At 39.7% G+C, this 26089-nt stretch carries 23 protein-coding genes; 18 read left to right on the top strand and 5 right to left on the bottom strand.

What is annotated here, in order from left to right; translation table 11 throughout:
• Positions 1–69 precede the first annotated feature (69 nt).
• Both tyrR and QL989_RS05125 read left to right on the top strand, forming a co-directional pair.
• Positions 70–1626 (top strand): transcriptional regulator TyrR, encoded by a 1557-nt coding sequence (tyrR, locus tag QL989_RS05130; protein WP_008109548.1) that lies wholly within the window; start codon positions 70–72, stop codon positions 1624–1626.
• A gap of 112 nt (positions 1627–1738) precedes the next feature.
• A complete protein-coding gene (locus tag QL989_RS05125; RefSeq protein WP_008109547.1) occupies positions 1739–2275 on the top strand; it encodes a thioesterase family protein in 537 nt (178 codons plus the stop codon).
• 52 nt (positions 2276–2327) lie between these two features.
• On the opposite strand, the gene QL989_RS05120 is transcribed toward QL989_RS05125, so the two are convergent.
• A complete protein-coding gene (locus QL989_RS05120; RefSeq protein WP_010391257.1) occupies positions 2328–2981 on the bottom strand; it encodes an OmpW family outer membrane protein in 654 nt (217 codons plus the stop codon).
• Positions 2982–3254: 273 nt separating this feature from the next.
• On the opposite strand from QL989_RS05120, the gene QL989_RS05115 reads away from it, so the two are divergent.
• Positions 3255–4673, top strand: a complete 1419-nt coding sequence (locus QL989_RS05115; RefSeq protein ID WP_290168779.1) for an MATE family efflux transporter — start codon at positions 3255–3257, stop codon at positions 4671–4673.
• A gap of 71 nt (positions 4674–4744) precedes the next feature.
• Positions 4745–5935 carry a succinyl-diaminopimelate desuccinylase gene (gene dapE, locus QL989_RS05110; RefSeq protein ID WP_290168777.1) on the top strand — a complete coding sequence of 397 codons (1191 nt, stop codon included), beginning with the start codon at positions 4745–4747 and terminating at the stop codon, positions 5933–5935.
• Positions 5936–6002: 67 nt separating this feature from the next.
• Here dapE and QL989_RS05105 read toward each other — a convergent pair whose 3' ends face one another.
• Positions 6003–7733, bottom strand: a complete 1731-nt coding sequence (locus tag QL989_RS05105; protein ID WP_290168775.1) for a lysophospholipid acyltransferase family protein — start codon at positions 7731–7733, stop codon at positions 6003–6005.
• Between the two features lie 161 nt (positions 7734–7894).
• Here QL989_RS05105 and QL989_RS05100 point away from each other — a divergent pair, with 161 nt between their 5' ends.
• Positions 7895–8815 carry a glyoxylate/hydroxypyruvate reductase A gene (locus QL989_RS05100; RefSeq protein WP_290168771.1) on the top strand — a complete coding sequence of 307 codons (921 nt, stop codon included), beginning with the start codon at positions 7895–7897 and terminating at the stop codon, positions 8813–8815.
• A gap of 259 nt (positions 8816–9074) precedes the next feature.
• On the opposite strand, the gene smrA is transcribed toward QL989_RS05100, so the two are convergent.
• Both smrA and QL989_RS05090 read right to left on the bottom strand, forming a co-directional pair.
• Positions 9075–9656, bottom strand: a complete 582-nt coding sequence (gene smrA, locus QL989_RS05095) for a DNA endonuclease SmrA (RefSeq protein ID WP_290168769.1) — start codon at positions 9654–9656, stop codon at positions 9075–9077.
• Positions 9657–9787: 131 nt separating this feature from the next.
• Positions 9788–10033: a hypothetical protein gene (locus QL989_RS05090; protein ID WP_008114416.1), complete on the bottom strand. Its 246-nt coding sequence runs from the start codon at positions 10031–10033 to the stop codon at positions 9788–9790.
• A gap of 634 nt (positions 10034–10667) precedes the next feature.
• On the opposite strand from QL989_RS05090, the gene QL989_RS05085 reads away from it, so the two are divergent.
• On the top strand, positions 10668–11051 hold the full coding sequence (locus QL989_RS05085) for a response regulator (RefSeq protein ID WP_138607618.1): 384 nt from the start codon (positions 10668–10670) through the stop codon (positions 11049–11051).
• Between the two features lie 67 nt (positions 11052–11118).
• Here QL989_RS05085 and rpsT read toward each other — a convergent pair whose 3' ends face one another.
• Positions 11119–11379, bottom strand: a complete 261-nt coding sequence (gene rpsT / locus QL989_RS05080; RefSeq protein ID WP_008114420.1) for a 30S ribosomal protein S20 — start codon at positions 11377–11379, stop codon at positions 11119–11121.
• A gap of 253 nt (positions 11380–11632) precedes the next feature.
• Here rpsT and murJ point away from each other — a divergent pair, with 253 nt between their 5' ends.
• The 12 genes from murJ to QL989_RS05020 all read left to right on the top strand — a co-directional run bounded on the left by murJ (position 11633) and on the right by QL989_RS05020 (position 26080).
• A complete protein-coding gene (gene murJ, locus QL989_RS05075; protein WP_256872127.1) occupies positions 11633–13213 on the top strand; it encodes a murein biosynthesis integral membrane protein MurJ in 1581 nt (526 codons plus the stop codon).
• Positions 13214–13287: 74 nt separating this feature from the next.
• The gene (gene ribF / locus QL989_RS05070; RefSeq protein ID WP_075170608.1) at positions 13288–14214 is read left to right on the top strand and encodes a bifunctional riboflavin kinase/FAD synthetase; all 927 of its coding nucleotides are present in this window, start codon (positions 13288–13290) and stop codon (positions 14212–14214) included.
• A gap of 29 nt (positions 14215–14243) precedes the next feature.
• On the top strand, positions 14244–17072 hold the full coding sequence (gene ileS, locus QL989_RS05065; protein WP_290168760.1) for an isoleucine--tRNA ligase: 2829 nt from the start codon (positions 14244–14246) through the stop codon (positions 17070–17072).
• 12 nt (positions 17073–17084) lie between these two features.
• Positions 17085–17585, top strand: coding sequence for a signal peptidase II (gene lspA, locus QL989_RS05060; RefSeq protein ID WP_290168758.1), 501 nt, complete (start codon positions 17085–17087; stop codon positions 17583–17585).
• The gene (gene fkpB / locus QL989_RS05055) at positions 17582–18022 is read left to right on the top strand and encodes an FKBP-type peptidyl-prolyl cis-trans isomerase (protein ID WP_010391275.1); all 441 of its coding nucleotides are present in this window, start codon (positions 17582–17584) and stop codon (positions 18020–18022) included. Before lspA ends, fkpB begins: the two co-directional genes overlap by 4 nt.
• A complete protein-coding gene (gene ispH / locus QL989_RS05050) occupies positions 18022–18951 on the top strand; it encodes a 4-hydroxy-3-methylbut-2-enyl diphosphate reductase (protein ID WP_054202112.1) in 930 nt (309 codons plus the stop codon). The genes fkpB and ispH overlap by 1 nt, the downstream gene beginning before the upstream one ends.
• 31 nt (positions 18952–18982) lie before the next feature.
• Positions 18983–20017 carry a histidine kinase gene (locus QL989_RS05045; RefSeq protein WP_290168755.1) on the top strand — a complete coding sequence of 345 codons (1035 nt, stop codon included), beginning with the start codon at positions 18983–18985 and terminating at the stop codon, positions 20015–20017.
• Positions 20014–20718, top strand: coding sequence for a LytTR family DNA-binding domain-containing protein (locus QL989_RS05040; RefSeq protein ID WP_290168753.1), 705 nt, complete (start codon positions 20014–20016; stop codon positions 20716–20718). The genes QL989_RS05045 and QL989_RS05040 overlap by 4 nt, the downstream gene beginning before the upstream one ends.
• Positions 20719–20832: 114 nt before the next feature.
• Entirely contained in the window at positions 20833–21393 is a 561-nt protein-coding gene (gene pilV, locus QL989_RS05035; protein ID WP_290168751.1) for a type IV pilus modification protein PilV, read from the top strand.
• A gap of 1 nt (position 21394) precedes the next feature.
• Complete coding sequence (locus tag QL989_RS05030; RefSeq protein ID WP_290168749.1) at positions 21395–22390, top strand: PilW family protein; 996 nt, start codon at positions 21395–21397, stop codon at positions 22388–22390.
• Complete coding sequence (locus tag QL989_RS05025) at positions 22378–22869, top strand: pilus assembly protein PilX (protein ID WP_290168746.1); 492 nt, start codon at positions 22378–22380, stop codon at positions 22867–22869. Before QL989_RS05030 ends, QL989_RS05025 begins: the two co-directional genes overlap by 13 nt.
• 37 nt (positions 22870–22906) lie before the next feature.
• Entirely contained in the window at positions 22907–26080 is a 3174-nt protein-coding gene (locus QL989_RS05020) for a PilC/PilY family type IV pilus protein (protein ID WP_290168913.1), read from the top strand.
• Positions 26081–26089 lie beyond the last annotated feature (9 nt).

The raw sequence follows: 26089 nt of genomic DNA, 5'->3' as shown, positions 1-26089 counted from the left end.
TAAACTATGCTGATAATCATAGTTAGCGTATTATTCACGCCAATTAGTTTTTTCCTTACCTGAGGGTGTATGCGTTTAGATATTCACTGTGCAGACCGAGTTGGTATTGCTCAAGAGATTCTTAATATTTTAGTTAGCTACAATGTTGACTTGAAAGGAATTGAAGTCGACTCAGTTAATTGTCGTATGTATGTGAGCTTTCCTGAAATTGAATTTGAACAATTTCAAAAAATTATGCCATCAATTCGATTGATTGATGGTGTTCATGATGTACGTACCACCGCGTTTTTACCATCTGAACGTGAGCACAATGAATTAAACACCTTATTAAGAGCACTGCCAGATGGTGTTATATCTATTGATGCTAAAGGCTGGGTGCGCCTGTGTAACGACGCGGCGTGTAAAGACTTACAGCTAACAGAAAAAGAAGTCATTGGCGCCAATATCAATAATTTACTTAAAGGTTTTAATTTTACCCGTTGGTTAGAAGGCAAAGAAGTACTTGGGCAAACTACCCGTGTAGAAGTGGCAGGTGAAGACTTTATTGCCGATATTTTACCTATTGCTGTACCACAAGGCAGTGAGGGGGATGTGTTAGCGGGTGCGGTAATTAATATAAAATCGCAAAGCCGCCTAGGTCAGCAAGTGAGTGCGTTTAGACGCTATGGCCAAGAAAGCTTTGCGACAATTCACAATTTTAGTACGGCGATGCGTCGTGTTGTACGCGAAGCGCGAAAAATGGCGCAACTTGAAGCCCCCATTCTTATCACCGGTGAAACCGGCACAGGTAAAGAGTTATTAGCGCGAGCTTGTCACTATGCATCTAACCGCTCAGTAAAGCCGTTTATTGCTTTATCGTGTGCCTCATTACCAGATGATGTTGCCGAGTCAGAGCTTTTTGGTTACGCCGGATATGAAGAAAATGCAGCGCCTAAACGCGGTGTACTTGAACAAGCGGATGGTGGAACAGTATTTTTAGATGAAGTGGGTGAAATGTCGACTCAGCTCCAAACTAAATTACTGCGCTTTTTACAAGACGGTACATTTAGAAAAGTAGGCGACGAAAACGAAGTTAAAGTAAATGTTCGCATAGTTGCTGCTACCCAAAAAGATTTACCTGCAATGGTGCAAGAGGGCGTATTTAGAGAAGACTTATACTATCGCATTAATGTACTAACGTTAGAAATTGCACCATTGAGAGATCGTAAAGCCGATGTTGGCCCACTTGCTGAGCACTTTATTCAAAAATATGCGCAGCAAAATGGCCATACTGTGCCTGAGCTATCTGAAGAATGTTTAACGTTTTTACAAGATTACCCATGGCCAGGTAATGTGCGCCAATTAGAAAATGCTATTTACCGTGCGGTATCCTTGTTAGAAGACAGTGAATTGCGAGTTGAGCATTTACAACTGCCGACCTTTACCCATGATTTAGGCTATTTAGAGTCTGATTTTGAGGGCTCGCTTGATCAAGCGGTTAAGCGTTTTGAAGCTACCTTATTGCGTAAGCTTTATCCAGCTTATCCAAGTTCACGTCAGTTAGCTAAGCGCTTAGGGCTAAGCCATACAGCGGTAGCTAATAAACTACGTGATTACGGTATTAATCGTAAAACGGTTAAAGTTTAAAGATAGATATTAAAACAACCTTTCTTAGTGATTGACCCCTTGGTGTAAAAATACCCTAGGGGATCAATTGCTATGATACACTCACAAAAAACAAACTGGTAAGACCTCTACTGTGAACTTATATTTTAGACTGCTGCTATTATTTTTCAAAATTAAACGTAATCGTGATTATCAATCATTGTTAGACACGGTTGATATAGACTACAAAGCACTGCCAAGTGACTGTGATATTAATTTGCACTTAACTAATTCACGCTATTTAGCAATGATGGATTTATCGCGCACATGGATGACCGAGCGAGTTGGTTTACTAAAGCAAATAATGAAGCGTCGTTGGTTTCCTATTGTTAATGCAACCGCCATTACTTATATCCGTGATATTAAGCCTATGCAGCGCTTTACCATTAGTACCCGTTTAGTCGGCTGGGATCATAAATACTTTTATATTGAACAAAAATTTCATTCAGAGCGTGGCTTACATGCAATTGCCTATGTACGTGGCGTATTTAAAAGTAAAAAAGGGGTGGTAAGCGTTGAGCATATGCTGGAAGTTGCTGGTTTTGAAGGCGTAGCACCTATTTTACCGGCAGAAATAATTCATTGGAAAGAAATGCTTGAGCAAAAAAAAGTAAATAACTTACCTCGTTAATTACACGCAAAAAAAAGGCCTTACGGCCTTTTTAACACACACATAATCGTTATTAAAACGAGTATTTAAGACCAAACATAGCTACAACAGGGTCAAGTGACACGGTTGAAGTTAATGCTTTTGCGCCATTAGCATATACAGTCGCATCAGTATCAATATCCATGATAGATACCATAGCGTGTAGGCCCCATTTCTCATCAATCTTGTAGTTAGCACCTACTTGAGCAACAAAACCAAATGAATCATCTAGTTTTACTTCCACGTCGTCAGTATTTAAAGTTGCTTTAAGTGCTGCAGAAGGCTGCTCGTCAAAGAACGTCGTATAGTTAATACCTACACCAACAAATGGACGAAGTGCGTAGCTGCTGTCTAAAAAGTGGTATTGTGCAACCAGTGATGGTGGTAAATGTTTAATGTCGGCAATTTTATTACCAGCTAAACCGCCTGTACCTTCTACATCATGAGAGAATGGCGTTGCTGCAATAAGCTCTAACACCCATTGGTCGTTAAATGCATAATCTACAGTAATACCTAACTGAGTATTTGAATCACCTTTTAAACCAAGAGTAGGTGCTTCGTTAATCTTTGAGCCATCGTTATCAGGGTTAACATTAATTGCGCCAACATTAACGCTAAAGTTAGCGTGTGCTGCAGGAGAAAGAGCTAGTAAAGAAGTAAGTATTGCAATGCTTAGTTTAGTTTTCATGTTGTTCTCCGTGAACTACTGTGTGACTATTTGTTGATTGAGGCTATTATCGCTCGAGTTTAAAAATAAAAACCTGTTCTAGATCAAAGTTTCAAAAGCGTATAAGTAAAGAGCCTCTATTTATTGATTTAGATTAAACTTTTACTTACTTAGTGCTCAAAAATTATTGACTGATCACTTAAATACCGGCCGTAAACGAAGTATTCAGAATATAATCAGCTAGTTTTGTTAAACTAAGGCTATGTTCACGGTTTAATAAAAGTAAGCGGCCTCATGACTCCCTCTGGTCAACTATTTCTTCAAGGCTCTATTGCCAAAGCGCTATTAAAATTAGGCATTCCTATTATCCTCATTAATATTTTGCAGTCTGCTTATCAGCTTACAGATGCTTTTTGGGTTGGCCGGTTAGGGGCTGCGCAAGTGGCTGCTGTATCGATTAGTATGCCTGTCACATTTTTAGTTATTGCGATAGGTTCGGGATTTGCTATGGCTGGGGCGATTTTATCGGCCCAATACATGGGGGCGGGACAACAAGATAAGGTTAACCATGTTGCCGCGCAAACGGTGTTAATGGTGACATTAGTTGCACTATTACTTGGATTACTAGGCTATGCATTATCACCTTATTTTTTAACCTTACTGGGGGTTGAAGCGGCCGTATATAGTGATGCGCTTAAGTTTATGCATGTATCTTTTATTGGCGTTATTTTTGTGTTTATTTATGCCATGTTTCAATCGCTAATGCGGGGTATTGGGCAAACTAAGGTGCCGTTAATTATAGTCAGCACAACCGTGTTACTTAATTTTATACTCGATCCGTTATTCATATTTGGCTATGGTCGTTTTGAGGGGCTTGGTGTGATGGGCGCTGCGCTAGCAACATTGGTTACACAGAGCTTAGCTGCGCTTGCGGGCATCATTATATTTTTACGTGGTCGCCATGGTATTCAATTACAGCTAAAAAGCTTTTACCCCGACTGGCACTATATTAAGCGCGCTTTTTTCTTGGGAGCGCCTGGCTCTATTGAATTATCGACACGTGCATTTGGTTTGATCATCATGTCATTTCTAGTTTCCAGCTTTGGTACAGCGACAATTGCTGCTTATGGTGTTGGCTCTAATATTTTGCAAATGGTAATGATCCCCGCTATGGGCTTATCAATGGCGGTATCAACCTTGGTTGGGCAAAATATGGGGGCTGGTAATATCAAGCGAGCTGAGCAGATCACTAAACTTGCTAGTGTGTGGGGGTTGTTAGGGCTCTCATGTGTTGGCGCCATTGCATATTTATATGCAGATTCATTAGTTGCATTTTTTATTCCTGACGATAATGACGTTATTACTAATGGGGCGCAGTTTATTCAAGTGATGTGCTTAAGTTGGGGTGGAATAGGGGTGCAACTTTGTATTGTTGCTGCTTTTCGTGCCTCAGGTAATATGCTCAATGCAATGGTTATCGCGTTATTATCACAATGTGTAGTGCAGTTCCCTGCCGCTTATATTCTTTCTAATCATACTGAGCTTGGTGATCAAGGCATTTGGTATTCTTTTGCAATTACTAACATAACCATCGCATTGATAGCATTTGCATGGTTTATGCGTGGCTCTTGGAAAAAAACCAAGTTAACTAAAGAAGATAAGCACATAGTGCAGATTACACGAGAAACATTAATAGAAGAGGGCGCACGTTAGCTAGTAAATTCATAATGCGGTCATAAAAAGTCGTTGTAATAAATACACTGCTAAAACGAGGTGTGTTTATTATGACAAAAGCTATCAATACAAAAGCACAAGCGCCGTACTTAACTATTGCACAGTTAAAAACAGTGAGTCACTTACAAACTCTGATCCGATTTAAATCGATTACTCCTAATCCAGCTGGTGGCATTGAGTGGCTTGCGAACCACCTTACTGAGTTAGGCTTTAGTACAGAGCAATTTAGTTCTAATAATGTGACAAACTTAATTGCAAAAATAACCTTTGGGGCTGGCCCCGTGGTGGCATTTTCTGGCCATATTGATGTGGTACCCGCAACGCAAGGTGGCTGGTTAGCCGATCCGTTTGGTGGACACATAATTAACGATGCAATTTATGGACGTGGTGCCGCCGATATGAAAGGAGGCATTGCCGCGATGCTTAGTGCAACGCAGACGTTAATAAACAGCGCGCAGCAAAAGCAGGGAACATTATATTGGCTGATCACTTCAGATGAAGAAGGTGAAGCGGAGCATGGCTCTGTGTTGATTGCCAAGCGGTTAGCACAACAGGGCGTTGTGCTTGATGGCTGTATTGTTGGTGAGCCAACCAGCCACCTGCAGGTAGGTGACACTATAAAAAATGGTCGACGTGGAGCCTTATCTGCGCGATTAACTATTCAAGGAAAGGCTGGGCATGTAGCCTATCCTGAGAATACCATTAATGCTGCGCACATAAGTGCTGAAGTGGTTAACAGGCTCACACAAATAGACTGGCCTTTAGATGAACTTAGTTCAAAAACAACGCTGCAAGTTACCGGTATTAATATTGATAATGTGCTAGATAACCTCGTGCCAGCTCAGTGTGATATTACTTTTAATATTCGCTATAGCCATGGGTATAAAAGTAAACATGTCAAGCAACGTGTGTTTGCTGCACTGAAGGATTTCAGCGAGCATTTGGTTATACAGTGGGAGCGTCCATGTGAACCTTATTATACAAGCCATAATATTGAGAGTTGCTTACTCGCTCAGTTAGAGCAAGCAATTTTTAAAGTGACGGGGAATTACCCTTTATTAAGCACCAGTGGTGGAACGTCGGACGGGCGATTTTTTGCGCAGCAAAAAACACAAGTCATAGAGTGTGGGGTACGAAACCATAGTATTCATCAGGTTAATGAACATGTACCGATTTGCGACTTGTTAGAAATAGAAAAGATTTATACGCAATTACTCGATGGTATTTTTACTAAGCCTTGAAGTATTAATAACTATTAAAGCGTCGCTTAATGCCGCTTTAACAGTTATTCGATTAAGGGTTAACGCTTTAACTTGCTGATGCTGATTTATTAGTGCCCAAGTAGCGCTTTGCTTTGCTTGGTTTTACTTTTTCAAGATCAACCAATACTAGGCCATCAATACAATTATTGAATTGTGGATCAATACTAAAGCTTAAAAATTTAACACCATTTGGTTCGCATAGCTCTGTATATTGTTTAAATAGTGTGGGTACATGCGTGCCCATATTAGCGAGTATGTGTTTAAGCTCTACAAAATCTTCTTTTATATTGTTACCCATAAACAAGCTTGTGCACTGAGTTTGCTGATCAGGTGTGTGACGAAAAGCATTGTTAGGCGTTGCGAGTGATTTTTCACAGCCATAATAGTGCTGATAATAATGCACTAATAAAGACTTTGCCTGCTCAGGTAGTGCGTTTGACACACTCACCGCACCAAATAAGTAACGGTATTGAGGGTAGCGATTTATAAAAGCGCCAATACCATACCATAAGTAATCGAGACTTTTTCTGCCCCAATATTTAGGTTGTACAAAGCTTCGGCCTAGCTCTATGCCTTGTTTAAAATAAGGAGTCATATCTTGGGTATAATTAAATAGGCTATCGGTATATAGCCCACTTTGTGAGTGTTGTTCAATCACATCTTGTGCACAAGCTAATCGGTAAGCACCCACCAACTCTAGTGCATGTTCATCCCACAATACTAAGTGCTGATAGTGCATATCGTATTTATCTATGTCTCGGCGGTTTCCACTACCTTCACCTACAGCCCGAAAAGCGATTTCTCGTAAGCGGCCCAGTTCACGAAATAAGGGAGAGCTTCCTTGGTATTGGTACAAATAAATCACCATGCCATCACTGGTTTTACCTAAATGTTCGCAGCATTCTATGGCTTTTTTTAATTCTTTTTTACATTCAGGAGAGGCGATCGGAGCATGAGTTTTTAATGGTAGCGTTTTTTTTGTGGTTAAACGGTATAGTTGCTTACGGATTAGCTCAACCACTTCTTTGTCTTTTAAGTCTGGGATTAAATAAGACTCAGGAGCAATAGAAGCGCCAATTTCAAACTCGAGTGATTTTTGACGTTGCTTAAACATTTCTTTTACCAGTAATAAGCTAGCCAGTGGTTTATAAAGCATTGATGCGCCGTAAAACAGCGGGCTATTTCTGGCTTTAATATAGATAGGCAAAATAGGGCTGTTAGCCTTTTTAGCAATGCGTAAAAAGCCGCTGTTCCATTTGCAGTCTTTTATACCCGTAGGACGAAGTCGAGAAACTTCACCGGCAGGGAAAATAAGTAACGCTCCTTCATTTTTTAAGTGCTGGTGGATATTACTCAACTCTTGTTTTTTACTTTGCCCTGATAGGTTATCAACGGGCAGCAATAATGAATGCATGGCGTCAACGGTCATTAACATACGATTAGCCACTACTTTTAAATCGGAACGCACTGTTGATAACACATTAATTAATGCAAGTGCATCTAAGGATCCGATAGGGTGGTTTGCAATAATGACAATTTTCCCTTCACTGGGAATGTTTTCTATTTGCTTAGCTTTGTAGCGAGTTTCAAAGTCAAGTTCATCAAGCACTTGCTCTACAAATTCTATTCCTTGAAGGTGGGGATAGGCAGTTGCAAAGTTTGTAAATTCTTGTTCATGTAATAAGTAGCTAAGACTTTTCTTTACCATTTTTTTTATTTTAAATGAGTTAGTTAACTGTGGTAAATTGGTTGCTATTACTTTATCTACACTGATCATACGCACCTCTTTTTTTATACTAGGCTAAGGCCAATATGTTTAGCTTAGAGTGCAGATATGACAATACGCGGTCAGTTGTGTGACTTTTTAAAACCGTTTACTTACTATTGAATTTAACCATATCAGTACTATTATTTACGGTTACTTTTTAAGGAATCATCATGTCAGTTTTAGTCGCGATTACCGGTCGAGATAACACAAAATTAATTGCAAAAATGCAATCACAATTACCCAATATTCACATTGAGCAGCTTGATGATTGCCAAGATTTTGCAAGTGTGGAATTTGTACTGGCTTGGAATGCGCCCGCGTCTTTATGGCCAAAGTTGATAAATTTGAAAGCGGTGTCATCGTTTGGTGCTGGGGTTGATAGTATCGATTTATGTTTACTACCTGCACATGTTGAAGTAGTGCGCATTGTCGATAAACAGTTAGCCAACGACATGGCTGAATATGTACTTACTCATGTATTAGCGCAAAAATTGCGATTAAAAGAATATTTCTTAAAACAACAGCAAAGTGAATGGAAGCCCAAAAGAGCGTATAGGCACGATCGAGTCAGTATTTTAGGGTTTGGCGAATTAGGCCAAGCCTGTGCCTACAGGTTGGCTAATAATGGCTTTAAAGTTAATGCTTGGAGCCGAAGCCCTAAAACATCAACGATAGCAGCACTCTACCATGGTGATCAGGGCTTAAATGATATGTTAGTGAATACAGATTATTTAATCTGCCTATTGCCACTTACTAGCAATACCAAAGGTATTATTAATCAACAGTTGCTTAAGCAACTTCCTGAGCATGCCGTGGTTATTAATGTGGCCCGAGGTGAGCATGTCGTTGAAGCTGATTTGCTCGATGCGCTCAACAACGCACGTTTACGAGCAGCAACGCTTGATGTATTTGCCTGTGAGCCACTACCAAGCGAACACCCTTATTGGCAGCACCCAAATATTACTTTAACGCCGCACTGTGCTGCGTTGTCAGATCTAGATAGTGTTATTAAGCAAATAGCAGAAAATATTTTGCGTTTGAAAGCGAGACAACCATTAATAAATTGTATTAATAAGCAGCAAGGTTATTAATTTAGAGTTATTGGCCTTCAAGGATTAAAATTTGTTTAATTTTTAACAGAAACAGCTTGTTAACATTTGTAATTTTTACTATTGTTAAAAGCTGTTCTAACAAAAATAATAAATAGGATGAATTATGAAACCCAATCAAGGGGGCGCAAAAATTAGCATTGTGGTTGTATCTATCATTATTTTAGGAATATCTGCGTGGTTTAATCAAGCTAATGCGGCAGCGTTGATGCTTAACTAACCCTTATTAGCACAGCAAGATTTAACTGCGCTTGCTGTGGATTTCTCGGTTTTGATACTTCTTATCATCACTCTTCTTCAGTAAGACATACGTTGCCCCACTTCCTCCATGCTGCCTGAGTGCAGTATGAAATGCTAAAACACAAGGAATTGTTTGCAGCCACTGATTTACGTAACTTTTTAAAATACCTGGTTTGGCTTTATTTTTAATACCTACTCCATGACGAACAAGAACCATTCTTATATTGCGCTGGTGGCAATCTTTAATAAAGGCAAGCAACGAAGAATGTGCATTTTTTAAAAGTTGCCCGTGTAAATCTAATGTCGCATCGAGCTGATATTTAGCTAGTCTTACATTTTTAAAAACCGGGCTTTGCACGCCATCCCGTTTAAAACTTAATATGGCGAGTGGGTCGAGCAATTCAAGTGGTTCATCTAACGGATTAAATTGTTCACTGCTTAAATTTAATTGTGCCGCTTTGTTTTTTTCTTGCTGAGCGATAACTGTTTTATGGCTTTTGGGTGGCAATGTCACTGTATCGTGACTGATAGGGGTAACATCTTCCATAGAGGATAAGAATAAATCGAAATCTGACAACGGCATGGGCTTATCTCAAATTAGGCTAATACGAGATAAATTTTAACTTAGTTCAAACTAAGACCCAAGATTTTTAAAGCTGTAGAATAAAAAAAGCCCAGAAAAACTGGGCTATAAAATATTCTAAGGGGAAGTAATTAGTGCTGAGATACAGTAAATTGTCCAAAAGTATAAACTTTAAACAAATAAAATGTGTTGATCAAAACTAAACTCATATTTGAAATAATACTCGACGACATAAGATCTAAGCTAAATGATAAGAATAACAAACCACAAGCACTAATCGCTGCAACGCGAAGCAGTGTCAGTTGGTTAATAAAGAATGCACCTAAACCTAGTGCAAGTAGTAATGTATTTAAAAGCCAATCTAGCTCGTTTAGCATGGTCGTTTCAATAGTTCAGTTGTTGAAAAAAGGAGCGCCATTATGTTGATCTTTTGCACAGCTTTCAACCAAGTAATTTTAAATTTTCAGATTAGTTTTTTTAATGTTAAAAGTAAGTAAGCAATACTGAAAATATTCCTTCCTCAGCAATAATTCGATATTTTTGGCAGCTCTGCGGTTGCTGTAAATCAATACAAAGGTAAAGGGTTCTATGCTCCTTATCCAGTCGCGGGTGTAGGGTTGAGTCCAGTAGTTTTGGTTCGCTTGAAAACAACCCTGGCCAATACACACTTTGGCTTACCATAGATGATTTTTTATAAGTAAGTAAACTCGGCTTTGGTATTAAAACAAGTATAAATAATAATATCGCGAAAATAAAAAGCAGGGTCAACTTGATGCCACACTTTGCGCTACTTGAGTGTAGTTTTAATTGTGAGCCAGTGTTTGCAAGCTTATTACTGGATCTTTGTTTAACAGTAGCGGCTTTATTTTTTTTGCGGCGACTTTTTTTTGTGGTTTTCGACATAAAGCAAATCTGGCCTTTTTAGCTTAGCCCTCTATAATAAAGTAAATATTTGTATTTTAAGCAAATCACCAACTTCGCAGACATGGCTTTAGCCTATAAGGATTGTATATGAATACGCAGCTATCTATTTTAATAGTTGACGATGTTAGCACTGTGCGTAGCTTTCTAAGTCAAACATTAATGCATTTAGGGATAGAGAATGTAAAAGAAGCGTCAACGGCCGCGCAGTGTATTAGCGAGTGTCGCGCAGCCAATTTTAATATTATATTTTTAGACATAGAACTACCTGATGGCGATGGTAAAGAACTTATTGCGCAAATTAATGAGTTATCACCAGAGACAAACGTGGTGATGGTGTCGGCTCATTCAGGCGTTGAAAATGTGAAGGATGCGATAGAAAGAGGGGCAAAAGGGTTTGTGGTTAAACCATTTTCACCAAAGAAAATTGCGGCGATGTTGAAAAAGTTTTATCCAGAGCTTGATAACGTTTAAGAGGCGTATTTATTTTGGGCAAAAAAAAACCGGCAAAAGCCGGTTTTTTTAATCTTGCAAAAACAAATTATAGCGCTTTAATTTTAGCAGCTAAACGGCTCTTATGACGAGCAGCTTTGTTTTTGTGGATTAGACCCTTAGTTGCGTAACGGTCTAGGATAGGTGTAGCAACAGAAAAAGCTTGCTGTGCAGCTTCTTTATCGCCAGCTTCAATAGCTACGATTACTTTTTTGAAGTAAGTACGCATCATTGAACGACGGCTTGCGTTGTGCTGACGGTTTTTTTCGCTTGTGATAGCGCGTTTTTTTGCAGACTTGATGTTAGCCAAGGTTTGCTCCTAACAATCTTAAATAAAGCTTAAATTAAAGGCCGTGGAATATGCCTGTTTTTATCATGAATGTCAATTTAATTTTAACAATTCAAGAAAAACTGCTCCTTATAACGAACATCAATTTGCCGCTTTAGCAGTTAATAGCGCTATTGTAACAAAGTAAGGGGTTCCAGCCTAGTGCTTTAAAGCGATTTATAAAAAAGACTATGGCATAATTAACTTAATTGCTGGTTTTTAATATGGATTTATAGTGTCAAAAGGTTTGTTTCGTTCTGGGATGATTGTAAGTGCAATGACAATGATCTCGCGTATTTTAGGGCTAGTACGAGATGCCGTCGTGGCTAATCTGTTGGGCGCAGGCGCTGCGGCCGATGTATTTTTATTTGCTAACCGTATTCCTAATTTTTTACGCCGTTTATTTGCCGAAGGGGCTTTTGCGCAAGCATTTGTACCGGTATTAAGTGAAATTAAACAGCAGCAAGGCGATGAGAAGGTCAGAATATTTGTTGCCCAAGCCGCCGGCACGTTAGGCACTATTTTACTGATAGTGACACTTTTTGGTGTAATAGCATCACCTGTTATTGCTGCATTATTTGGTACTGGTTGGTTTATTGATTGGTGGCAAGGGGGGCCTGACGCAGAGAAGTTTGAGCTTGCTAGTTCGCTATTAAAACTGACTTTTCCTTATTTGTTTTTTGTAAGCCTTGTGGCGCTCAGTGGCGCGGTGATGAACGTTTATAATCGTTTTGCCGTTGCGGCTTTTACCCCGGTGTTACTCAATGTATCCATCATTAGTTGTGCCATTTTATTACACGACCAATTTTCTGTAGGCGCTTATGCGTTAGCTGTTGGCGTGTTTTTAGGAGGCGTGGTACAGCTATTATTTCAACTGCCGTTTTTGTATAAAGCAAAAATGCTAGCGCGCCCGCGCTGGGGTTGGCAAGATGAAAATGTGAAAAAAGTACGCAAGTTAATGCTCCCAGCCTTATTTGGTGTATCAATTAGTCAAATTAACTTATTACTCGATACGGTAATAGCTTCATTATTGATGACAGGTTCTATCGCTTGGCTGTATTACTCAGATAGACTGATTGAATTCCCACTTGGTTTATTTGGCATTGGTATTGCGACGGTAATTTTGCCTGCGCTGTCAAAATTACACAGCAGTAAAAAAAGTAGCGACTTTCAACATACCCTAGATTGGGGAGTGAGGTTTGTGATTTTTTTAGGGCTTCCAGCAATGATAGGATTGATGATTATAAGCCCGCTTATTATTACCGTGCTGTTTGATCATGGCGCTTTCAAAGAAGCGGGCATCGATCATGTTAAGGCGGTGAGCTTAGGGGTGGTTGCCTACTCAGTGGGATTAGTCAGTTTTATGTTAATTAAAGTGCTCGCGCCTGGGTTTTATTCTCGCCAAGATACTAAAACACCGGTACGCATTGGTATTATTACTTTGGTACTAAATATGGTGTTTAATATTATGCTGGCACCATTTATTGGCTATTTAGGTTTGGCTCTGGCAACCTCAATGTCGGCAAGTTGTAATGCCTACTTACTGTATCGACAGCTTAAAAAAGAGAATGTTTATCAGTTTTCCAGCATGAGTGGCTACTTCACTTTGAAGTGTTTGTTGGCAAGTATAACAATGGGCGCATTGGTTTGGTTTACCAGTAGGCAATATGACTGGGTTAGTTGGCACTTTAGCGAACAAGTTATGTTATTGGTTGTGTTATTAATTATTGCGATTGTTAGTTACTTTTTTATGTTGTTTTTGATGGGTGTTAGACTAAATACGATAAAAAGTGTAGCAATTACTGAATCAAATTAAAAAAAAGATTATAATCGGACACTCTGCGGCCCGAGGTCGCATTTTATCGCTCGCTGAAAAAGGCATTAGGTGGCATGGAGTTAATTAGAGGTATACACAATATACGCCCACAACACTTTGGTTGTGTGCTGACCATTGGTAATTTTGATGGTGTTCATTTGGGTCATGCTGCCGTATTAAAAGGGCTTTTAGCTGATGCAAAAGAAAATAATTTACCCAGCACCGTAATGTTATTTGAGCCTCAGCCACAGGAGTTTTTTGCAAAAAATAACGCTCCAGCTAGGTTGACTCGACTGCGTGATAAACTTCGTCTATTGAGTAATTTAGGAATTGAACGCGTTATTTGTATTAGCTTTAATCAGGCTTTTGCAAACATGCATGCTGAGCAGTTTGTTAGCGATATTTTAATTAAAAAGCTGGGCGTTAAAGCATTAACGGTTGGTGATGATTTTAGGTTTGGTAAACAGCGCCAAGGTAACTTTAGTTTATTGGCAACTATGGGGACCCAAGTGGGAATGAGTGTTAAAAGCACTGCCAGCTTTAGGCAATTAAATGCTAGAGTAAGCAGTACCTTGATACGAGAAGCGCTTGCTGAAGGTGACTTAGTTAGTGCAAAAGTTATGCTTGGGCATAATTATGCAATATCTGGACGTGTTATTCATGGCTGGAAAAAAGGCCGCGAACTGGGTTTTAGAACGGCAAATATTGCACTAAAACGTCAAGTTTGTCCGGTCAATGGTGTATTTGCGGTTCAAGTGATGATCGCAGGAAAGCAAGTTTTTGGGGTGGCTAACATTGGAAACAAACCCACGTTTAATGGAACTCGTGCTTTATTAGAAGTTCATCTTTTTGATTTTGCACAAGATATTTATGGACAATTTATGCATGTGGAGTTAATTGAAAAACTCCGCAATGAGAAAAAATTCGAGACATTAACACAACTGACGGCACAAATAGCAACCGATGTTGCCGCCGCTAAGCAGTGTTTTGGTTTAAATTAGGTAGCCGATAGAAACGGAAAGTAGGATTAATGAGCGACTACAAACATACTTTGAATTTACCGGAAACAATGTTTCCAATGCGTGGCAATTTGGCACAACGTGAACCAAAAATGCTTAAAGCATGGTATGAAGACGACCTATATGGTCAAATTCGCAGCGCGAAGAAAGGTAAAAAAACTTTCATTTTGCATGACGGCCCTCCGTATGCAAACGGCGATATCCATTTAGGCCACTCAGTAAATAAAATATTAAAAGATATTATTGTTAAGTCTAAAACTTTATCAGACTTTGATGCGCCATACGTACCAGGTTGGGACTGTCATGGTTTACCAATCGAGTTAATGGTTGAGAAAAAAGTTGGTAAACCCGGTGTTAAGGTAACTGCGGCAGAGTTTCGTGAGAAATGTCGTGCCTATGCTAAAAAGCAAGTGGAAGGCCAAAAAGTAGACTTTAAACGTTTAGGCGTTTTTGGTGATTGGGATAAACCTTACCTAACCATGAACTTCGACTTTGAAGCTAATGCCATTCGTGTACTGGGCCGCATTATAAAAAATGGTCACCTTCATAAAGGCGCTAAGCCTGTGCATTGGTGTACAGATTGTGGTTCAGCATTAGCTGAAGCAGAAGTTGAATACCAAGATAAACAATCTCCAGCTATTGATGTACGTTTTACTTTTACAGATCAAGATGCAGTAATTAATGCGTTTGATTTGGCGGCTGGCCATACAGGAACAGGTAGCGTAGGTACCGTTATTTGGACTACAACACCATGGACTTTGCCTGCAAACCGTGCGGTAGCTGTGCATGCTGATTTAGAATACGCGCTAGTACAAGTAGAAGATGAAGGCGTTCAGCAACGTCTTATTATAGGCTCTGAGCTGGTTAAAGATGCGATGGATCGTTTTGGTTTCAACCATTTCCATATTCTTGGCTATGTTAAAGGCGCAGCACTTGAAAACCTAACTGTAGCACATCCTTTTTACGACTTTAATGTTCCTGTTATTGTTGCTGAGCACGTAACGACAGATTCTGGCACGGGCATCGTGCATACTGCACCAGGTCATGGTCAAGAAGATTTTGTGGCTGGTCTTGAGTACAACCTTGAAGTAGCTAACCCTGTTGGCGCAAACGGTGTGTACTTACCTGATACTGAATTATTTGCCGGTCAACATGTGTTTAAAGCCAATGCGAGTGTAATTGAGGTATTAAAAGAAAATAATGCCCTAATGCATCATCATGCATTAACGCACAGCTACCCACATTGCTGGCGCCATAAAACACCTATTATTTTCCGTGCCACACCACAATGGTTTGTTAGCATGGATCAGGCTAACTTGCGCCAAGATTCACTGGCTGAAATTAAAAATACCCAATGGTTACCTGAATGGGGCGAAAGCCGTATTGCTAACATGGTTGAAGGCCGCCCTGATTGGTGTATTTCACGTCAACGTACGTGGGGTGTTCCTATTGCATTGTTTGTTGATAAAGACACGGGTGCATTACACCCAAATACTCAAGAGCTGATTGAACAAGCAGCAGCGCTTGTTGAAAAGTCAGGTATTCAAGCATGGTATGACCTAGAGCCAGCTACTTTACTAGGTGAAGAAGACGCACAACAATACATGAAAGTGCAAGACACACTCGATGTTTGGTTTGACTCAGGTGTAACGCATGCCTGTGTTGTTGATGCGCGTGAAGATTTAACCGGTCCTGCTGATTTATACCTAGAGGGTTCAGATCAACACCGTGGTTGGTTTATGTCATCAATGATGACCTCAGTGGCAATTAATGGTCATGCACCATATAAGCAAGTGCTTACGCATGGCTTTACGGTTGATGAAAACGGCCGCAAAATGTCTAAGTCATTAGGTAATGTTATTTCACCACAAAACGTGATGAATAAACTAGGCGCTGATATTTTACGTTTATGGGTAGCATCAACTGATTACACGGCAGAAATGACGGTATCAGATGAAATATTCAAACGTTCAGCAGATCGCTACCGTCGTATTCGTAACACTAGCCGTTACTTACTTGCTAACCTTAGCGGTTTTGATCCAAAAACAGATCAAGTTGCTATTGATGATATGGTTGAGCTTGATAAGTGGATTGTAGGGCGTGCTGCACAGTTACAAGATGATATTTTAGCGGCGTACGATAGCTACCAAATGCTATTAGTGACGCAAAAGCTAATGAACTTCTGTACCGGCGAGTTAGGCTCGTTCTACTTAGACGTTATAAAAGATCGTCAGTACACGGCAAAAAGCGACAGTCATGCACGTCGTTCTTGTCAAACCGCGCTGTACCACATTGCTGAAGCGATGACGCGTTGGATGGCACCAATCATGAGCTTTACAGCACAAGAAATTTGGGAAGCACTTCCAGGTGAGCGCAGTGACTATGTATTTACTTCAACTTGGTATGAGGGCTTACAAGCACCAACTACGACCAAGTTTAGTAATGAAGATTGGCAAGCTATTTTAAATGTGCGTGACGAAGTGAACCGTCTGCTAGAAGCTGCACGTAAAGAAGAAGTGATTGGCGCTACGTTGCAAGCAACGGTTAACCTGTTTGCAAGTAAAGAACTTGCTGCAAAACTGGTTGCACTAGGTGATGAACTTCGCTTTGTGTTACTCACTTCAGCTGTAAATGTTACTGAGGTAGATAGCCAGCCTGCAGATTCACAAGCAACCGAAATTGAAGGTTTATACATTAGCGTATCAGCAACTGATGCTAAAAAGTGTGAGCGCTGTTGGCATTATAGTGAAGATGTAGGTATTGAACCTGCGCACCCTGAAATCTGTGGTCGTTGTGTTAGTAACGTTGACGGTGAAGGTGAAAAGCGTCAATTCGCTTAGGAGTTGTTTTTAGTGAGCAAACTAGCCCAAAAAAGTGGTTTAGTGTGGCTTTGGTTGAGTCTATTACTACTAGTAATAGACTTTGCCAGTAAAACACTGGTTGTAAACACCATGGCCTATGGTGAGTCAATTAATCTACTGCCTGTTTTTAGTATCACTTATGTACATAATTACGGTGCAGCTTACAGCTTTTTAAGCGAAGCGGGTGGCTGGCAACGTTGGTTTTTAAGTGTAATAGCAATTGCAATTAGTTGTTTGTTGATATGGTGGTTAAAGCGCCTTCCTGCGTCTAATAAAGTATTGTGCGGTGCATACTCGTTAGTGTTAGCGGGTGCTATTGGTAACTTATACGACCGTGTTGCTTATGGTTACGTTATTGACTTTTTACATGTGTTTTACGAAGACTCACATTTCCCCGTATTTAATATTGCAGATTGTGCTATTTGTGTAGGCGCTGCGTTATTACTATTTGACGCCTTTACAGGCGAAGAACCAAAGGAGCATAAAGCATGAGCCAAGCTGTAATTGGTGAAAACTCAGACGTTATTTTTCATTTTTCTATTAAACTAGAAGATGGCTCTGCCGCTGACTCAACAAAAGTGCATAACAAACCTGCCAAGCTCACTATGGGTGATGGCAGTTTAACCGCTAACTTTGAAAAATGTTTGCTTGGCCTAACTGCGGGTGAAAGCAAAACATTTGAGCTTGAGCCTGAAGATGCCTTTGGTCAACCCAATCCAGATAATATTTATTATGTAGATCGTAGTAAGTTTGGTGCAGAAACACCGGCTAAAGTAGGGGCGATTATTGCCTTTACTCAACCTGATGGTACTGAGCTTCCAGGCCTGGTTCGTGAAGTGCAAGGTGAGTCTGTCACTATCGATTTTAACCACCCTTTAGCGGGTCAACGTTTAACGTTTGAGGTTGATATTATTGAGGTACAAGGTTAATGGAAATATTACTAGCTAATCCACGAGGCTTTTGCGCCGGTGTTGACCGCGCAATTAGTATTGTTGAGCGCGCTTTAGATATTTTTGAAAAACCAATCTATGTAAGACACGAAGTGGTGCATAACCGTTATGTAGTCGATGGTTTAAAAAATCGCGGCGCCGTGTTTGTCGAAGAACTAGATCAGGTTCCAGATGACAGCATTGTTATTTTTAGCGCTCATGGTGTATCTCAGGCTGTTCGCTCAGAGGCTAAACGCAGAGAGTTAAAAGTATTTGATGCAACCTGTCCGTTAGTGACTAAGGTGCATATGGAAGTAACGCGTGCTAGTAAAAAAGGTATTGAATGCATCTTAATTGGTCACCACGGACACCCTGAGGTTGAGGGTACCATGGGTCAATACGATAACGAGCAAGGTGGAATTTACCTTGTTGAAACGGTTGATGATGTATTAAAGCTTGATGTAAAAAATGCGGATAATCTTTTTTACTGCAGCCAAACAACTCTATCTGTAGATGATACTGCCGATGTGATTGATGCTTTACGTAGTAAATTTCCTGCAATCGATGGCCCACGTAAAGATGATATTTGTTATGCAACTCAAAACCGTCAAGATGCGGTACGTGACTTAGCAGACAAAGTCGATGTGCTATTAGTTGTGGGTGCTAAAAATAGCTCCAACTCTAATCGCTTACGAGAGCTGGCAGATAAAATGGGGACGCAAGCCTATTTAATTGATGATGCCAGCAATGTTGAAGCGTCATGGTTTGATGGTATCAATAGTGTAGGTGTGACTGCCGGTGCTTCAGCTCCTGAGGTATTAGTTCAGCAAGTCATTACTCGCTTAAAAGAGCTTGGTGGCACGCAAGTAACCGAGAACCCAGGTGAAGAAGAAAACATCGTTTTTGCTGTACCAGTAGAGCTGCGTTAATTTAGAGATAGTTCATAAAAGGAGGGTTGGAATGGGTAAGCAACTGTCACCAGATGCGTTACTTTTTTCGGCCCTTTTTAATGAGCGTGGTGTGCTTGCATCCCTCGTAGTGACACAAGTTGTGGCTATTATATTAGCTTTTGCTCCTAATGCTGGCGGTGATATATGGCTGCATTTGGGGGGGATCAGTTTGTTTCTTCATGTAACTGTGTTGGTCAGTACCTCTTTTTTATATCTTTGCCGTCGATTACTCGTAAAACAGACTCAGTTTATTCAGATCAGTTTTTTTATTGCTTCATATAGTCTCAGTACTGCTGTATTTAGTCTGGTGTTTTCTCATATTGCTTTTGATATTGAAAACGAAAAACAACTGACGTTTTTTGTGCTGCGTAATTGCATTATTGTATTTTTGCTTACCTTACTGTTTGTACAATTTTTGCTTATTCATTTTGAAAAAGAGCAGCAAACCAAAGCACTTTCTCGTGCAGAACTTGATGCTTTGCAGGCACGGATCCGACCCCACTTTTTATATAATAGCTTGAATACGGCGGCAGAATTAACGCATCATGACGTTGAGGCTGCAGAGCATGCAATTTTAGCACTGGCAGCGCTGTCTCAAGCTGCAATGCGTTCAGGTCAAAGTGTATTACTCAGTGATGAAATAACATTAACTAAACAGTATATTGCGCTTGAATCATGGCGATTTGCAGAGCGCTTAAAGGTTGAGTGGTTATTACCAGAACATCTCCCTGCGCTATATATTCCATATCTAACATTACAACCTTTGGTAGAGAACGCAGTATGTCATGGCATTGAGCCAAGCCAAAGTGGTGCTACCATTAGTATTGAGTTGCATGTTACAACACATTATTTAACCTTGATTGTAACTAACCCTGTATCTACTGAAACTGCTAATACTAGAGAGCATAACGGTATGGCAATTGATAATATCCGTTCTCGTTTAAGTATTTATTATAAAGGTCGGGCGCAATTGACTATAACCAACAAAGAAAATAAATTTAGAGTTAAAGTGGTTATCCCAAAACAAACAGAGAACATGTTATGAATGTACTGATTGTAGATGATGAACCCTTAGCAAGAGCACGCTTAAAGCGTTTACTTGGTCAAAGCCATACATTCATTCATGTGCAAGGTGAGGCCGATAATGGCAATGACGCTTTAATGAAAATAGAAGAGCTTCAGCCTGATTTAGTGTTTTTAGATGTTGACATGCCAGGCTTAAATGGCATCGAAGTGGCTAATCAACTCAATTGCTTGGCGGTTCCCCCTGCGATTATTTTTATAACCGCTCACCCTGAGCATGCACTTGATGCACTGCAACTAAATGCAGCTGGGTATTTAGTAAAACCTATATCAGTAAAAAGTTTGCAACATGCATTACAACAGCTAGGACGTTTAAACAGAGTACACCTGCAACAGCAACAAACAGAAAAAATAACCTATCAATTAGCAGGCACCGTAAGAAGTATAAAAATAGAAAATGTTTTTTATTTTTATGCACAGGAAAAGTATACCAAAGTCGTGTTCGATGGTGGGGAGGCTCTAATCGAAGACAGTTTAAAGCAACTTGAAATGCAATATCCTCGTCACTTATTGCGAATTCATCGAAATACCTTAGTGAATAAAAATAAAATTTTGGCACTCCATACACTTAAAAACCATCAACATGTTATTGAACTCAAAGGGTGTTCACCTTTTTTAGCTGTTAGTCGTCGAGCGCTCAAAAGCGTAAAAAGCGTACTTTAGCACACCGACCTATTAACCGCTTATCAACATAATTAACCGTTGGTCGTGGTCCTAGTTGAATCTATTTTTTTATTGCATACACTTAGTATCAGATAATTATTATTTGGTTTTACTATGTCTTTGAGCACGTTTAAATTGCAAAAAGGTTTTACCCTTATTGAGGTCCTGATTGCGTTTATTATTCTTAGCTTTGGTTTATTGGGGGCTGTAGCCCTGCAAGCAAAAGCAAAACAAGCAAGCTTTGATTCAATGCAACGTGCCGCTGCTGTGGCATTAGGTAACGATATTATTCAACGTATACGTGTTAATGATACCTCAGCGCTTGTAACTCAGTATAAAGGCAACTTTACGAGTGAAACAACTTTAAATTCATCCAATACTTGCTTTACAGATTCGTGTAGCAGTGCGCAAATCGCTGTATTAGACATAGAGCAATGGAAGCGTGCCATTCGTGCTCGTGAAAATACAGGGTCTCTTGATGATGCAACCGTGTGTGTTAATCCCGAAGCGGTAGCAGGCTCTGGCGGTAAAGCGTTTAACATTGAAGTAATTGTATCATGGCAGGGTAGGCAAGAATTCACTGCAAATGAAAATACAGCAAATATTGATTGCGGAACAGCTGATAAAAAACGCCGTGTAGTAGTACTTACCAGCTATGTTTATGTTAGGAGCTAAAATGAGGCAAGCAGGTTTTACACTCATTGAAATGATGATCTCTTTGTTCATCGGCGGGCTAATTTTAGGTGGCGTCATGTTTACTTATATTGGTATGAAAACAACCACCAAAAGCACCATGGCAATAGGTGAACTGCAAGAGTCAGGGCGTTTAGCGATTAATATTATGCAACGCGATATAGAACAAGTAGGCTTTTGGGGCACATTTTATGGCAATTCATTTACTGCAATAAACACCTCATCATTAGCAAGTCCAACAGGTGATTGCTTTGAAGGTCTCAACAATGGCAGTTTTCCTGATTTAACCAGCAGTAGTAACTTTAAAACCCTTTATGCAAAAACAGCGGCAAGTCCAAGTGAACTTAATTGTGTTAATAACCCTGTATCGGGCACTGATATTTTACAAATTAAGTTTGTGCAAGGGCACCAATTAGATGTAACTAACGCGGTTAACGAAACAGCTAATAATGATTATTATTTTGTGGCCGAACAAGAACTTGCTCGTTTTGTCAAAGATCAGGTTGATGCCAACACACTTAATGTCAATGCCACTGTGTGGCCTTACAGCCACCATGTTTATTATATTAGCGAACAAACTTATACCGTAAATAATAAAAAACTAACAGTGCCCGCATTGATGCGAAAACGCCTAACTGGCAACGGTATGACCACCGAAACAATCATGGAAGGGGTTGAAAATATGCGTTTTATTTTTGGTCTCGATACTAATGGTAATGGCAAGGTCGATTCGTATCGCAGCATAAACAAAATGACTGCAGCTGAGTGGGGCAATCAACAAGGTATTTTAACCGTGCAGCTATTTTTATTAGTAAGAACATTGCGACCCGATCCAAGCATAAATAGCAAAAAGCAAATATATACACTCGGTGAAGATGAAAACGCGCGTAAGCTTGAAGTTACTGATAACTATAGGCGTACTGTATTTACTACCACTATTCGTTTAAATAATGTAGGGGCAAATTTATGGCGTATGTAACACACACACCTACACAGCATAAGCAAAAGGGAGTAGTGCTTATTACTGCTCTAATTATGGTAATAGCAGTAACCGGTATTGCCGTTACATTAATGAGTAGCAGTACCATCGACATTAAAATTACCAATGCAGCACAAGAGCGGGAAGTGGCAGAAAACATGCTAGTCGGCGAGGTTCAACGAGTGATAGCACAAGAGGCTAATAAAGGCGGCGCTAGCCAGTTTTTCTTAACTAAGAACGAGATCCCTGAGCAATGGAAAACGATAGCTACTCATGATGGTATGCAAAGTGCCATGACCAATTTAAATAAGGGAGTAATGGAGCTTAACTGCCCGCGTAGATACAACCCTACAGAGGGGGTCGTTTGCAACATGATGCAAGTCACCACTACTATTGAATATGGCTCTAAGAGCAAGCACCAGCTAACAGTTGTAACGGGTATAGCGCAAGAAATGGCCGATAAAGGTAAGGGGATTTAACATGAAACTAGCAGCAAGTATTATATTTACTTATTTTATGTGCCTTTTTTTTACAGCGCCGAGCAAAGCTGAAGACATAGAGCTGTATGTAAATAAAGATGTCAATGTAGATGAAAAACCTCGGGTATTGTTTATTTTTGATACGTCAGGAAGTATGGATGAGGAAGTTACATCAGCAGGCACAAGCGAGCGTTGTTTTATAAAAAGGAGGGGGTTTCTTTGGTTTCCTCCTTATTATGAACAACTACCAAGCTGTTATGAAAGTAAAGATAGCTACAACGAATATAATGAACAATGTTATATAAATATTGGTAACAGAAACTATCAACCAAGTTGTGTTGATGAAGTTGAAAGTGGAACAAGGCTTGAGGTTGCAAAAAGAGCTGTAAAAGGTTTAATAAAGGACAATAATGATATTGACTTTGGTTTAATGCGTTTTAATTATAACGCAGGTAACGAACCTGGTGGTGGTTATGTGCTTGCTAGAGTTGGCACAGACGAAGATACGTTGGTTGATAGAATTAATGAATTACCTGCTTATGGCTCAACGCCCTTAACAGAAACATTATGGGAAGCGTATTTATACATTTCAGGGCAAAACCTTAAGTTTGCAAAAAATGTTGATGATAGAGACACAAGTGCAGAAAATAGCCAAAAGTATGAGTCGCCTTTTAGAAAAAACAACGAAAATTCGCTGCGCTGTGATAACTCCATCAATATTATTTTAATGACCGACGGCGAACCTCAGAATGATGATGAAGCAGATAATAGTATAAAGAGTACCTATAATAACGTTTTTAAAAGTAATGCGGGATCTTTTGGGAGTTATCGTAGTTATTTAGTAGCGCTAGCCAAAATTTTACATGGCAACGATAATACTGATGTTGATTTATATCCTCAAACTACTGAAACGATTGATACTGCAAGGTTATTTACTATTGGCTTTGGTGGAGGGATGGATGAAGATGCACTTGAACTATTGGAGGAGGCAGCTAAAGTTGGCGGTGGCGATTATTTTGAAGCAGATACAGCCGCTACTCTTACCTCTGCACTTAAAAATACCATTACCTTAATACGAGAAGAAAACAGCACCTTTACATCGCCTTCTTTTGCAAGTAACAATGTCGATCAGACCCGTAGTAAGGATGCGGTGTATCTCGCTATGTTTTATCCTGAAGTTGGAACACGATGGCGTGGTAATTTAAAAAAAATAAAAGTGATGGGAAATAAACTCATAGACTCTACATCAACGCTTGCATTAAATAGTGACGGATTAATTAAAAAAGACGCTAAAACATTTTGGACGAAGGGCAATTTAGCTGATGGCAACTCCGTTGAAAGCGGTGGAGTTAATGCGATGCTGACAAGTTTAGATCCGGGTAAGCGTAAATTAATTTCAGATATTGGGGTATTTAATATATCTAACCTAGTGCAAGTTTATGGTGACAAAGAAAAAGCTGCTGGTGTTTTTAATGTGCCTAAAAGCGATCTTGATTCAACAATAAACTGGGCACGTGGTGTTGATGTTGATAATGAGAATACTACAAGCACCCAGCGAGCTGACATTTTTGGCGACCCTTTACATTCAAAACCTGTGGCGATTGATTATGGTAATAATGATGTTCGTATACTTGTCGGTACAAACGCAGGCTTTTTACACATGTTTAAAGATGATGATAGTAAGAATGAAGTAACTGAAAGCTGGGCATTCATACCTTCAGCGTTATTTAATATTATTAAGCCGCTTAGAGCCAAAGAGGCCGGAAAAAAATATGGTATGGATGGCCCTATTAGCGTGTACTCTAAAAATGAAAGTTTAGATGAAGATGGTATTAATGATGGCATTGTTAATGCTGGTAAAGGTGATACTGTATGGGCGTTTGCAGGCATGCGACGTGGCGGTAGAAATTATTATGGGTTAGATATTACTAAGCCTGACTCACCTTCTTTAATGTGGAGTATTAAAGGCGGGGTAGATTCAGGTTTTGAAGAGCTTGGTCAGTCTTGGTCGAAACCACAAGTTGCGTTTATAAAAGCCTTTGGTGATAAGCCCGTTTTGATTTTTGGTGGAGGCTACGACACCATTAAAGATAAAGACAAAGGGAATAAACGCGATGCAGACTCAATGGGTCGAGATGTGTTTATTGTTGATGCTAAAACCGGTAAAAAGCTTTGGTCATTACGCAGTAACAATAGCTTTACTGGTAAACACAGTATTGCCGCAGACGTTACATTACTTGACTCTAATTACGATGGCTATATTGATAGAATTTACGCAGCAGATACTGGTGGCGACATTTGGCGTGTTGATATGCCAAGTAGTCAAACAAATGAATTTAGTCACTTTAAACTTGCATCGCTTGCTGATGGTAAAGACAGGCGCTTTTTTTATAAACCAGCCATAGCGCGAACTATATTTAGTAAAGTGACTCAAAAAGAGGGCGTTACTTCACGTGTTGAAACTCCTTACGACGCCATCGTTATTGGCAGTGGTAATCGCACTAACCCTATAAACTCAACCACAGCCGATGAGCTTTTTATGATAAGAGATGAAAATACGCTCACAAAATCATTTAAAAGTAACGCTCCTGAAACTATTTTATTTACAGATTTAATGTCGATGAATGAAGATAAGTTTGGTAATGCATTAAGTAATGTTAGTGAGTTTATAAATCTAGAAGTTGAACTGACAAATACATTTAAAGGCTGGCATTATACGTTATCGCCCGGCGAAAAATCGCTTGCTGCGGCAACCGTGGTAGGAGGCGTTGCGTATTTTACTTCATTTAGTCCTGCATCGGATACTGGACTAAACCAATGTTCGTTAACCGGTGGCGGTGGCTCTTTATATGCATTTCATTTGCATTACGGCACTAAAGTATATGATGAGTTAAAATTTGCCACCAGTTATGAAGTCCCTGATACGCCGCAACTTTATTTTGGTGCCTCCTGTGTTGACGGTAATTCAGACGGTAAATGCGACGATGACACAACGGTTGACGTACAAAGCCAATTTTATTTAATTGGCCCAGGCATAAAAGGCAAAAATGCAGAGAATCCGTTTAGACCAATTGAAATTATTGGGCCTAATTTAAAAATAGTAGATGGTAAAATTCAGCTAGTTAACGATACTCAGCCTATTGGGTTTGGCTTTAAAACTCAGCAGATGTATATTTACAAACGTGAAGAAAACGATGAAGTGAATAATTAGGAGTCATTA

It is taken from the genome of Pseudoalteromonas sp. APC 3224, assembly GCF_030407535.1.
Lineage (GTDB): Bacteria > Pseudomonadota > Gammaproteobacteria > Enterobacterales > Alteromonadaceae > Pseudoalteromonas.
This window is presented reverse-complemented; position numbering and strand designations above follow the sequence as displayed.

Excerpts from the sequence above, each read along its gene's own strand:
- tyrR (WP_008109548.1), top strand. The coding sequence starts at position 70 with ATGCGTTTAGATATTCACTGTGCAGACCGAGTTGGTATTGCTCAAGAG.
- QL989_RS05120 (WP_010391257.1), bottom strand. The coding sequence starts at position 2,981 with ATGAAAACTAAACTAAGCATTGCAATACTTACTTCTTTACTAGCTCTT.
- QL989_RS05115 (WP_290168779.1), top strand. The coding sequence starts at position 3,255 with ATGACTCCCTCTGGTCAACTATTTCTTCAAGGCTCTATTGCCAAAGCG.
- dapE (WP_290168777.1), top strand. The coding sequence starts at position 4,745 with ATGACAAAAGCTATCAATACAAAAGCACAAGCGCCGTACTTAACTATT.
- QL989_RS05105 (WP_290168775.1), bottom strand. The coding sequence starts at position 7,733 with ATGATCAGTGTAGATAAAGTAATAGCAACCAATTTACCACAGTTAACT.
- QL989_RS05100 (WP_290168771.1), top strand. The coding sequence starts at position 7,895 with ATGTCAGTTTTAGTCGCGATTACCGGTCGAGATAACACAAAATTAATT.
- smrA (WP_290168769.1), bottom strand. The coding sequence starts at position 9,656 with ATGCCGTTGTCAGATTTCGATTTATTCTTATCCTCTATGGAAGATGTT.
- QL989_RS05090 (WP_008114416.1), bottom strand. The coding sequence starts at position 10,033 with ATGCTAAACGAGCTAGATTGGCTTTTAAATACATTACTACTTGCACTA.
- QL989_RS05085 (WP_138607618.1), top strand. The coding sequence starts at position 10,668 with ATGAATACGCAGCTATCTATTTTAATAGTTGACGATGTTAGCACTGTG.
- ribF (WP_075170608.1), top strand. The coding sequence starts at position 13,288 with ATGGAGTTAATTAGAGGTATACACAATATACGCCCACAACACTTTGGT.
- ileS (WP_290168760.1), top strand. The coding sequence starts at position 14,244 with ATGAGCGACTACAAACATACTTTGAATTTACCGGAAACAATGTTTCCA.
- fkpB (WP_010391275.1), top strand. The coding sequence starts at position 17,582 with ATGAGCCAAGCTGTAATTGGTGAAAACTCAGACGTTATTTTTCATTTT.
- ispH (WP_054202112.1), top strand. The coding sequence starts at position 18,022 with ATGGAAATATTACTAGCTAATCCACGAGGCTTTTGCGCCGGTGTTGAC.
- QL989_RS05045 (WP_290168755.1), top strand. The coding sequence starts at position 18,983 with ATGGGTAAGCAACTGTCACCAGATGCGTTACTTTTTTCGGCCCTTTTT.
- QL989_RS05040 (WP_290168753.1), top strand. The coding sequence starts at position 20,014 with ATGAATGTACTGATTGTAGATGATGAACCCTTAGCAAGAGCACGCTTA.
- pilV (WP_290168751.1), top strand. The coding sequence starts at position 20,833 with ATGTCTTTGAGCACGTTTAAATTGCAAAAAGGTTTTACCCTTATTGAG.
- QL989_RS05030 (WP_290168749.1), top strand. The coding sequence starts at position 21,395 with ATGAGGCAAGCAGGTTTTACACTCATTGAAATGATGATCTCTTTGTTC.
- QL989_RS05025 (WP_290168746.1), top strand. The coding sequence starts at position 22,378 with ATGGCGTATGTAACACACACACCTACACAGCATAAGCAAAAGGGAGTA.
- QL989_RS05020 (WP_290168913.1), top strand. The coding sequence starts at position 22,907 with ATGTGCCTTTTTTTTACAGCGCCGAGCAAAGCTGAAGACATAGAGCTG.